This window comes from Pseudobutyrivibrio ruminis, assembly GCF_015057245.1.
Lineage (GTDB): Bacteria > Bacillota > Clostridia > Lachnospirales > Lachnospiraceae > Pseudobutyrivibrio > Pseudobutyrivibrio ruminis_E.
Map to the genome: position 1 here is coordinate 159925 of NZ_SVET01000006.1, position 11804 is coordinate 171728.

Below are 11804 nucleotides of genomic sequence, written 5' to 3' on the forward strand. Positions count from 1 at the left end.
ATGTTGGGACCGCATTGCCAGTAGGTGATGTGGTCCTTTTTCATTGTATAAAATTTAATTGTTGACAAATACCCTATGGGGGTATATTATCGTCTTAACGAAGAGGATACCCCTCGGGGGTATATAAAGGAGTGCTAATCATGGGAAATAAGGACGAATTAATAGAGGAAACTTGCGAATGCTGTTGCTCTGGCAAGCACAAAAGTCGCGAGGATAAAGAATTTAAGGATTTGATGAATCGTCTCAAAAGAATTGAGGGACAGGTTCGCGGAGTGGAAAGTATGCTTGAGAAGGATGCGTATTGCACAGATATTCTCATGCAGGTTTCTGCCATTACATCAGCTCTCAATAGCTTCAACAAGGTGTTGCTTGCAAATCATGTAAAGACATGCGTTGCCGACAACATCCGCAATGGCGACGAAGAGGTGGTAGACGAGCTTGTAACGGTTCTTCAAAAACTAATGAAATAAGGATGGTGTTATATGGAACAATATAATGTGACAGGCATGAGCTGCGCTGCATGTCAGGCTAGGGTGGAAAAAGCCGTATCCGCAGTTCCTGGTGTGGACAGTTGTGCAGTTAGTCTTCTAACGAATTCAATGGGAGTTGAGGGAAATGCAGACCCTGCTGAAATCATAAAGGCTATCGAGAATGCAGGCTATGGTGCCAGCTTAAAGGCAGATGGTTCTGCAGGAGCAAGTGCTTCAGTGCCAAATTATGACAATGAACTTATTGATACAGAGACGCCAAAGATTAGAAATAGATTAATCGCTTCAGTGATACTACTGATCCCTCTCATGTATGTGTCGATGGGACATATGCTTTTGGATTGGCCTCTGCCAGGTTTCCTGGATGGAAATCATATCGCTATGGGATTGTATGAAATGCTTCTTACAATCGCGATTATGATTATCAATCAAAAGTTTTTTGTCAGCGGATTTAGAGGGCTCATGCATGGTGCACCTAATATGGACACTCTTGTGGCCCTTGGTGCAACAGCATCATTTGGATACAGTGTATTTGCATTATTTGCAATGACATCAGCTATGGTTGATGGTGATATGGACAAAGTCATGGAATATATGATGGAGTTCTATTTTGAATCAGCGGCTATGATTCTTACACTGATTACAGTTGGCAAGTTACTGGAATCTATTTCAAAGGGAAGAACCACCAATGCCCTAAAGGATTTGATGAAGCTTGCTGCCAAGACAGCAGTTGTATTAAAGGATGGAGTAGAGACAGAAGTACCTATCGAACAGGTCAAAATAGGAGACAGATTTGTTGTAAAGCCTGGTGACAATATCCCGGTGGATGGAATCGTTGTAGATGGAAGTAGTGCAGTTAATGAATCTGCCCTTACAGGTGAAAGTATTCCTGTTGATAAGACAGTAGGTGATTCGGTTTCGGCTGCCACAAGCAACGAAAGTGGCTACATGGTATGCGAAGCCACTAGAGTTGGTAAAGATACAACACTTTCTCAGATTATCCAGATGGTTAGTGATGCAGCAGCTACAAAGGCGCCAATTGCTAAAATCGCAGATAAGGTATCAGGCGTATTTGTTCCAACAGTTATCGTAATTGCGATAATCACATTTATTGTGTGGATGCTTGTTGGTCAGCCTGTGGGCTATGCTCTTGCTAGAGCAATTTCTGTCCTTGTAATCAGTTGCCCATGTGCCCTTGGCCTTGCTACACCTGTTGCCATCATGGTAGGAAATGGCATGGGTGCCAAGAATGGCATCATGTTCAAGACAGCTGTATCTCTTGAAGAAACAGGAAAGGTTCAGATTGTCGCCCTTGATAAAACAGGTACAATCACAAAAGGTGAACCAAAGGTGGTTGGTATCTTTGAAGCCGAGGATGTGGATGATGTGGATCTTCTTCGAGTTGCCTTCGCAGTAGAGAATAAATCAGAGCATCCGCTAGCTAAAGCTATTGTAGAAAATGGTCTGGAACATGGTATGGAGCCAGCTGAGGTTACAGACTTTAAGGTTCTATCTGGAAATGGAATCACAGCTATTTTGGATGGAGAGAAAGTCTACGGAGGAAACCTTGACCTTATAAAACAGCATGTGACTGTTAGTAAAGAAATAATTGAGCTTGCAGATAGACTAGCGGAAAAGGGCGAGACACCATTATTCTTTGCAAAGAATGGCAAGTATCTAGGAATTATTTCTGTTGCAGATGTTATAAAGGAAGATTCTGCAGAAGCAATAGAACATTTGAAAAACTTGGGTATCCACGTTGTAATGCTTACTGGTGACAATGAAAAGACTGCAGCAGCCATAGCAACGGAGGCAGGTGTGGATGAAGTTGTAGCAGGAGTTAAGCCAGATGGCAAAGAGGAAGTAATCCGAGCATTGCAGCAGTATGGTAAGGTTGCCATGGTAGGTGATGGAATCAATGATGCGCCAGCACTTACCTGCGCAGATATGGGAATCGCTATTGGTGCAGGTACAGATGTTGCTATTGATGCAGCAGATGTAGTTCTTATGAAAAGTAGACTTTCAGATGTTGCAGCAGCAATCAGACTCAGCCGCGCAACATTAAGAAATATTCATGAGAATCTATTCTGGGCATTCTTCTACAATGTTATTGGAATACCACTTGCAGCAGGTGCATATATACATGCATTCGGCTGGACTTTGAATCCAATGTTTGGCGCGGCGGCCATGAGCTTATCAAGCTTCTGCGTTGTAACAAATGCCCTGCGCTTGAATCTATTTAAGATGCATGAGCATGGCAAGGATAAAGCAATCAAGAAATCTCTTGGTCATGAAAAATTATTAGTAAACAGCCAGCGCTTATCAGCTGGAGAAATAAAGGAGGACAAATCAACAATGGAAATTACAGTAAAAGGAATGATGTGCGCTCACTGCGAAGCACACGTAAAGGAAGCCCTTGAGAAAATCAACGGAGTAGAAGAGGCTACAGCAAATCACGAGGCAAACCTTGTTACACTTAAGACTTCAGCTGATGTTGCTGAGGCAGATCTTAAGGCTGCAGTAGAAGCCGCAGGCTACGAATTCGTAGGCATTAAATAGTAATTGAATATAGCTATATTAGTATAATGTGAGGCCAGACTTTCGTCTGGTCTCTTTTGTGTTTCAACCTGCTAGACACATCATATCTGCCAAGCTATTTCAGTCAAGGGCAGGCCTTCGGAGCTTCGCTCCCTTGACTTCATAACTTTTGGCAGATAAATGTTAGTCAAGCAGGTTTGAAACTTGGATTGTGGCGAAGCCACAAGTCATCACTAGGGGACTACTGCCTAGAATAAAAAATAAGAAATAGGCAGTAGTTTTCAAGGGAAGTGTGGCGTAACTAGACGACATTCCTAATGATAAGTTGATTAGTTTTTAGCATACAAAAGTATTTCGATTATATCTGTCCCCAAATATCAAAAAGGCTACTGCCTAATCTAGGATAATCTAGTTTAGGCAGTAGTCTCTTAAAAAGTTATGCCACACTAAGGATTTCTTCCTTAAGGCATTAGGGGTATCAGAAATAATTGATTGCAAAGATGGATGATATATGTTTAAAGAAGCAAGTTTACGATGATTAGTGAAGATGTTGAGTGTAGGAAGTGTCAGACAAATTATAAACAAAATATTAAATAATTATAAATTATTAGCACTCGCACTTGACGAGTGCTAATTTTGGAGTTATAACATAATCACAAAGAGGAACAAAAGAAGTTCTTCTTTAACCACATTAACAATCAGGCTCAAAGAAGCCCGTAAATAAAAGGAGGTAAGTATTATGTTAATGCCTAGTATTTTATCAAATGATTTTATGGATGATTTCTTTGGAGTACCACGTGTCACAGGATTTGGAAGAAATTTCGATAATGACTTCGCAAGAATGATGACAACAGATGTGAAAGAAACCGAGAACGGTTATCAAGTAGATATGAATCTTCCAGGATTCTCAAAGGAAGATATTAAAGCCGAGTTGAAAGATGGATATCTTACAATCAAAGCTGAAACAAATCAGAACAACGACAGTCAGGACGATGATGGCAACTACATCCGTCGCGAGCGCTACACAGGCTCTTGCAGCAGAAGCTTCTATGTAGGTGATAACATCACACAGGAAGATATTCATGCAGCATACAAAGATGGAGTTCTTACCCTAAGCGTACCTAAGAAGGAAGAAATTCCTCAGAAAGATGAAACAAAATACATAGCTATTGAAGGATAACTTGTTTAACTCAAGCTCAAATCATTCAATGTGGCGTAATTTTATCAAAAGCTCTCAAAGGCTACTATCTAAAATAGATTTTCTAGATTAGATAGTAGTCTTTTTACTGTTTTGAGGCAGTTTAAAGAAAAACACTTTCGCAAGCCAAAGACTAATCAACTTAGCACTAGCATATGTGGTCTAGTTACGCCACACTGACCTCAAAAGCTACTGCCTATTTCTTATTTTTCATCCTAGGCAGTAGCCCCCAATGCTGACCAGAGGCTTTGCCATGTATGATGTGACCTAGCTTTACCTACATTAAACATTAAAACATATTAAACTTGTATAAACCCCAATATTTAATTTTAGTATAATTTAATAAAGTTCTTACAACATTTTGTAGGGGTATATACAGATGGCACTATATGTGCTATTATGCTGTAGAAGGGGAGATTATAATTATGGAAACAACAGATATTTTATTTAGAACGCATTTAAAATATCAAATTGGAGCAAATAGCGATGAGGTGCAAGTCCGGAAAGTCACACGGGACGAAATCGAAAACATTGACCTACATCGCTGTACTTTCTCTGACTTCAAAACTTTTCTTGCTTACATTCGAGACAATTACCCAGATTATTATTTTAGTGATGCTGCTATCGAGGCAGTTAAGCCAACAGGCTTTAATGAAAATGAAAAATATGATTTTGTATCTTTAACGGACTATGCAAAGCACACGGCAATCACTATTGGTAATATGACATTATTTAATGAACTGCAAAAGCTGGCTAGTGCTATAGAACTTAGCAATATAAATCAATACGATTTTGATCCTCAGCCACCAGTATACGAAGAATTAGGTAGCTGTGTAGTCGGTGGAGCAAATATTGATGCATATAAACTGACTGCATATTTCCATGAAAGTAGCACAAAAGAAAGGCCAATTGTTGCAGTTCGTTCATATTCTATTGGTACAAAAACATATTTGTTTAATCCGGATATTATAGATATTCATTTTATTTATAAGCCTAATGCCACATTAATGGAGGCATTTGCTTACATGTGTTATGAAGACTATCGTCAGCATCGTGCATCGCAATCTTTTGATAGACTTCTAATTAGTGGGGATGTAGATGTAGAAAGTTTGGAAGATATGTATTCCAACCACTATGATTTACATGTATACGATAGAACTAATTGATAAGCTGTTCCACAAATTCTTAAATAATTATTAATTATTAGCACTCGGACTTGTCGAGTGCTAATTTTTGTGTTAGAACATAATTACAAGATAAATAACGGGTGGAGGTGAGATTATGAACATCCAAAAATTTACACAAAAATCAATCGAAGCAATTAATGCATGCGAAAAAATAGCCATGGATTATGGCAATCAGGAGATAGAGCAGGAGCATTTGCTGATGGCGCTGTTACGCCAGGAGAATGGATTGATTCCATCATTGATTAGCAAGATGAACATCGATGTGGAACAATTCAAAAATGCTGTAGATGCAGCACTTCAAGCCAGAGTAAAGGTGCAGGGTGGTGAGCTTCGAGTAGGTCAGCATCTCAATTATGTTCTTACTTATGCTGAGGACGAAGCAAAATCAATGCGCGACAGCTACGTCTCAGTTGAGCATTTGATGCTTGCTATGATTAAGAAACCAAGCACACCTATTAAGAATATTTTTAAGGCATTCAATATTACAAGGGATTCATTCCTTGCAGTGCTTGCAACTGTCAGAGGGAACCAAACCGTAAATACGGATAATCCAGAAGCAACCTATGACACACTTGAAAAATATGGATACGATTTGGTAGAAAGAGCTAGAGAAAATAAGCTTGATCCTGTAATCGGCCGTGATGAAGAAATCAGAAATGTCATCAGAATCCTTAGCCGTAAGACAAAGAACAATCCAGTTCTTATTGGTGAGCCTGGTGTTGGTAAGACAGCAGTTGTAGAGGGCTTGGCTCAGCGTATTGTTAGAGGTGATGTGCCTGAAGCACTTAAAAACAAAAAGGTATTTTCACTTGAGATTGGCTCAATGATTGCAGGTGCCAAATACCAGGGTGAGTTTGAGGAAAGGTTGAAAGCTGTTCTTGATGAGATTAAAAACTCTGATGGAGAAATCATTCTTTTCATAGATGAGCTTCATACGATCATTGGTGCTGGTAAAAATGGCAATGGTGGTCTTGATGCAGGAAACATGCTTAAGCCAATGCTTGCCCGTGGCGAGCTTCATTGTATCGGTGCCACAACTCTTGATGAATACCGTGAGTACATTGAAAAGGATGCTGCTCTTGAAAGACGTTTCCAGCCTGTAATGGTTGACGAGCCAACAGTTGAAGACACAATCTCTATTCTTAGAGGACTTAAGGAACGCTACGAAGTATTCCATGGAGTAAAGATTACAGATGGTGCATTAGTTAGCGCAGCAACACTTTCTAACAGATACATTTCCGATAGATTCCTTCCAGATAAGGCTATCGATCTTGTAGATGAGGCTTGTGCACTTATTAAGACAGAGCTTGATTCCATGCCAGCTGAAATGGATGAGATGAATCGAAGAGTAATGCAGTTGGAAATCGAGGAGGCTGCTCTTAAGAAAGAGACAGATAGATTATCTCAGGAGCGACTTGTAGATTTACAAAAAGAATTGTCAGAGCTTCGTGATGAATACAACACAAAGAAGGCTGCATGGGATAATGAGAAAAAGCTTGTTGAGGATGTGGCAAAAATCAAAGAAGAGCTTGATGATGTGCAGGGCCAGATAAAGGTTGCACAGCAGAAATACGATTTGGAGGAGGCTGCAAAGCTTCAGTATGGTAAGCTACCAGAGCTTGAAGCACGACTTGCAGAAGCAGAAGAAAAGCTTAAAGCTAGAGATACAGGCCTGGTTCATGAAAATGTTTCAGAGGAAGAAATTGCAAGAATCATTTCAAGATGGACAGGTATTCCTGTAGCAAAGCTTAATGAAACAGAGCGCAGCAAGACACTTCATCTTGATGAGGAATTGCACAAACGAGTTATGGGACAGGATGAGGCTGTAAAGCTTGTGTCAGAAGCTATAATTCGTTCAAAGGCAGGAATAAAGGATCCAAGCAAGCCAATCGGATCATTCCTTTTCCTTGGTCCTACAGGTGTTGGTAAAACAGAGCTTGCAAAGACATTAGCTCAGGCACTATTTGATGATGAAAACGCCATGGTTCGTCTTGATATGTCGGAGTACATGGAAAAGTTTAGCGTCAGCAGACTTATAGGAGCACCTCCAGGATATGTAGGATATGATGAGGGCGGTCAGCTTACTGAGGCAGTTCGCCGTAAGCCATATTCGGTAGTACTTTTTGATGAAGTAGAAAAAGCACATCCTGATGTATTCAATGTTTTATTACAGGTACTTGATGATGGTCGAATCACCGATTCACAAGGCCGTACAGTTGATTTCAAAAATACAATTATTATTCTAACCAGCAACATCGGCTCTCAGTATTTGCTTGAGGGAATCGATGAAAATACTGGTGAAATCACCCAAGCGACAAATGATTTGGTAATGAATGATTTGAGAAATTCATTTAGACCAGAGTTTTTAAATCGACTGGACGAAATCATCATGTTTAAGCCACTTACAAAGAGCAATATTGGTGGAATAGTTGATTTGATTATGGCTGAGCTAAATGGTAGACTTGAAGACAGACAGCTAAAGATCGAACTTACTCCAGCAGCAAAGCAGTTCGTCATTGATCAGGGCTACGATCCAGTATATGGCGCTCGTCCTCTTCGCAGATACATTCAGAAAAATGTGGAGACTATGGCAGCTAAAATCATACTTGCAGGAGACATAAGCGAAGGTTCAACTATCACAATTGATTCAGATGGAACCAAGCTGTTTAGTTAAGACACAGGAGGATAATGTATTATGTCATTTCAAACATTCATGTTTAAGTACATGGCAGCAAAGGGGGACAAAAAGAGGGATTCTACATTGACAATACCAGATGATATCGAGCTTGAAACAAACATCAACTACCTTGGAAACAGCGATAAATACAACCTTTTAGATGTTTATTTCAAGAAGGGCATAAATGAAATTCAACCAACAATTGTCAGTATTCATGGCGGCGGATATATCTACGGCACAAAGGAGATTTACAAACACTATTGTGTATATCTTGCAGGCCTTGGATTCACAGTTGTTAATTTCAACTATCATTTGGCACCAAAAGCTAAGTTCCCATCTCAGCTTAGTGAGATTAATCAGGTAATGCAGTGGATTGTGAAAAATGCCACTCAGTACAATATTGATATTAACAATGTATTCTTAGTGGGAGATTCTGCTGGAGCACAGATGTGCAGCCACTATGCAGCTATCTTTACAAATCCAGAGTATGAAAAGCTATTTCCATTCAGCACCCCACAGGAAATAAAGGTTAGGGCTATTGCTCTCAATTGTGGCATGTACAAATTTGGCCTTGAAGCAGGTGGAAAGGGAAATGAAAAATTTACTCAGGATTTGTACAACATGTATGTTGGAAGAGACGATGATGAAGTAAAGAAACAGCTTGATGTTTTAGGTCACATTACTGAAAACTTCCCACCAGCCTATGTTATGACATCCTACTATGATTTCCTAAAAGCTAATGCAGAGCCTATGTACAATTTCCTTAAGGACAAGGGAATTGATACAGAATGGAAGCTGTATGGAGAGGAAGGTCAGGAATACATGGGACATGTGTGCCATGTTAATATGAATCTTGAAGAGGCAAAACAAATCAACCAGGATGAGGCTGCTTTCTTCAAAAAATACATAAAATAAAAATAAGGGATTCCACTTATTTAGTGGAATCCCTATATATAACATCAGTTTCGATGTATGTTTTCTTATATGGCATAAGAGGATTTGCAATTCTAGAAAGAAGAATTTCTGCAGCTGTGTAACCCATAGAACTGCTATGGATTTTAACGGTTGTGAGGCTTGGCTCTAAAAGGGCTGCCTCAGGGGCATCATCAAAGCCGCACACCTTTACATCTGCAGGAGCATCCTTGCCTAATAATCTAAGAGCCTTTAAAACCGACATTGCCAAGAAGTCGTTTGCACAGAAAAACAAATCTGGCATGGTTTTAAGGGCTTTTATTTTTTCGCTAAGCCATAAAACATCTGAATATGGACAACTGTCATCCTCTAATATGCAGTTTGCTGTATCTATATTAATTCCTTTATCTGCAAGAACAGACACGTATGCTTGCCATCTTTCAAAGAATGATTGGCAGTGGAAACGGTCACCTACGAAGGACACATTCTTGCATTCTTTTTTTATCAAAGTATCAAGCATGTGATACGAGCTTGATAGATTTTCCATGTATAAAACATCTGCATTTATTTCACAGCGATGGGATATAGGGCTATCTATAAAGAGAAGAGGGATATTTTGTCTGCACAAAAACTCGCTGTACTTTTCGGAAAAAAGCTCTATACATAGAATGCCGGCAATATTATCAATGTTAAGATTGCTAGGAAAACATAGATTGTCTATTTCATAATCTCTGATAATGTTGATAGTTAATTTGTAACCAAGGCTATCGATTTTGTGCTGGAATGCTTCTAAAAGCTTGGTTCCAGAGTGAGAGTAGCCTGGGAAGGAATGTGTAAACAAAGCAATTTCAGTTTTTCCATCTGAAGCAGGTAACTTTGCACTCACTGTACCATTGTACATGGCTCTTGAATCAGGCATACTAAATTGCTTATATCCCATTGAAATGGCAGTTTGGCATATCTGATTTCTTGTTTCTTCTGAAACATTTCCTGTATTATTAAGAGCTCTTGAAACCGTATTTCGTGACAATCCAAGAGCGTCTGCAATTTCTTGTAAAGTAACCCTTTTACTCATAGTAATCTCCTAAATTTAATCTAATATCAATCATACTTGAAGGTGATAAATGTGTCAATTGTAACATTTTGAAATAGTCTAGTATGTAATTTCTAACAAAATGAATGGTGCGTTTGATTACATTTGCACAAAAATATGTTACTTTTGCAAAGCGTTATTGATTTATATGCACCATGAATGTAAAATTTATGGTGCAAGATATAGTGCAAATGCACCTTAGGGAGGTAATATGAGAAAAGCAGCGGTAGTGATTTTGGCCGGTATCATGGGTTTAAACATGGTAGGATGTGGCAATCAAACAGTAGAGGCAGAGGAAGAGAAGTACCTGGGAGAAGAATATGATAATTATGAGTTGTTTCCAGCTTCGGTAGAAGGATTTATTGGAGATACAATGCCTTTTTATGATGATGGAAAATATAATGTTTTCTATTTGGCTGATCAACGAAATGGAAAACAGGGTTATCATCCATGGGCTTTGATTCAGACCAGCGATTTTACAGAGTATGATGACAAGGGTGTGGTGATTAATTATGGAGATACTGTCGAAAGTCAGGATATTGCACTTGGTACAGGAAGCGTAATCAAGGATGACAAAGGAATCTATCATGCCTTTTACACAGGCCATAATGACACATATGAACCCAAGGAAGCTGTGATGCATGCCACAAGTTCGGATTTAGAAAACTGGGAAAAGATTCCAGCAGATACGTTTACAGGTGCGGGCAAGTACTCCACAGATGATTTCAGAGATCCATATGTTTATTATTCGGTTGATGATAAATGCTATGAGATGCTTGTAACCACTCGTTTTGAAAATAAGGGAGTTATCGTAAAATACACATCCAAAGATTTGAGTAAATGGACTGACGGGGGAGTCTTTTTTGAGAATGACTTGGGAACCGATTCAAATATGGAGTGTCCATCTCTTCTTCAATATAAAGGAAAATACTATTTGGCATTTTCTGATCAGTGGCCAAACAGAGTTGTTCACTATCGAGTATCAGATTCTTTGGATGGTCCATTTGAAAAGCCTGAAAGAGATGCATTTGATTGCAATGGATTCTACGCAGGAAGATTGGAGACAGATGGAGAAAATCTTTATGTAGTAGGCTGGAATGGAACCAAGAAGGAACACCAGGATACTGGAGAGTATGATTGGGGTGGAAATATGGTCTCTCATCTTTTGAATCAAAATGATGATGGAACATTATCACCAGTATTGAATCCAGAGATTAATAAGAAGCTGATACATGAACTTGATTTGGAACCACTGAAAATGACAGAGACTGTGAAAGCAGACGGTACAACCTATACCTTTAGCGGCGACAAATACGAAATGGTTGGCTTTAAGAATCTGATGGGAAGCTACCTTGTAAAAACAGACATTAGGGATTTTGACGCTGATGGTATGTTTGGCTTTTGCTTCAATACAAACACTGAAAATGTGGGCAATCTCAACATCATTTTCAACGGGGCAAATAATAGAATCGAGTTTTACAACGGCAGCAACATAATGGAAATAAGTGCTCAATCTTATATTGATTTTGATTTGTCAAAGGAAAAAGAGCTGCATGTATCAATGGTGATTTCTGATGGAGTTGTTTGTATGTATGTAAACGATGAGCTTGCTTTTACGACTCGCATGTATTTATCACAGGGAATGGAATGGGGAATTTTCTCAGTTAATTCTAATGTGGTATTCGAAAATATGAGCATTAGTAAGTAGGAG

At 39.2% G+C, this 11804-nt stretch carries 8 protein-coding genes; 7 read left to right on the forward strand and 1 reads right to left on the reverse strand.

What is annotated here, in order from left to right; translation table 11 throughout:
* Positions 1 to 140 precede the first annotated feature (140 nt).
* The 6 genes from E7274_RS07400 to E7274_RS07425 all read left to right on the forward strand — a co-directional run bounded on the left by E7274_RS07400 (position 141) and on the right by E7274_RS07425 (position 9003).
* Entirely contained in the window at positions 141 to 470 is a 330-nt protein-coding gene (locus tag E7274_RS07400) for a metal-sensing transcriptional repressor (RefSeq protein WP_177175699.1), read from the forward strand.
* A gap of 12 nt (positions 471 to 482) precedes the next feature.
* On the forward strand, positions 483 to 3047 hold the full coding sequence (locus E7274_RS07405; protein ID WP_304174913.1) for a heavy metal translocating P-type ATPase: 2565 nt from the start codon (positions 483 to 485) through the stop codon (positions 3045 to 3047).
* Between the two features lie 718 nt (positions 3048 to 3765).
* A complete protein-coding gene (locus E7274_RS07410) occupies positions 3766 to 4206 on the forward strand; it encodes an Hsp20/alpha crystallin family protein (protein WP_304174915.1) in 441 nt (146 codons plus the stop codon).
* A gap of 443 nt (positions 4207 to 4649) precedes the next feature.
* Positions 4650 to 5390 (forward strand): hypothetical protein, encoded by a 741-nt coding sequence (locus tag E7274_RS07415; RefSeq protein WP_304174917.1) that lies wholly within the window; start codon positions 4650 to 4652, stop codon positions 5388 to 5390.
* A gap of 115 nt (positions 5391 to 5505) precedes the next feature.
* Positions 5506 to 8085, forward strand: coding sequence for an ATP-dependent chaperone ClpB (clpB, locus tag E7274_RS07420; protein WP_304174919.1), 2580 nt, complete (start codon positions 5506 to 5508; stop codon positions 8083 to 8085).
* Positions 8086 to 8106: 21 nt separating this feature from the next.
* A complete protein-coding gene (locus tag E7274_RS07425; RefSeq protein WP_304174921.1) occupies positions 8107 to 9003 on the forward strand; it encodes an alpha/beta hydrolase in 897 nt (298 codons plus the stop codon).
* Positions 9004 to 9019: 16 nt separating this feature from the next.
* Here the strand turns inward: E7274_RS07425 and E7274_RS07430 are convergent, their stop codons facing one another.
* The gene (locus tag E7274_RS07430) at positions 9020 to 10075 is read right to left on the reverse strand and encodes a LacI family DNA-binding transcriptional regulator (protein WP_304174923.1); all 1056 of its coding nucleotides are present in this window, start codon (positions 10073 to 10075) and stop codon (positions 9020 to 9022) included.
* Between the two features lie 229 nt (positions 10076 to 10304).
* On the opposite strand from E7274_RS07430, the gene E7274_RS07435 reads away from it, so the two are divergent.
* On the forward strand, positions 10305 to 11801 hold the full coding sequence (locus tag E7274_RS07435) for a glycoside hydrolase family 32 protein (protein WP_304174925.1): 1497 nt from the start codon (positions 10305 to 10307) through the stop codon (positions 11799 to 11801).
* Positions 11802 to 11804: the final 3 nt, after the last annotated feature.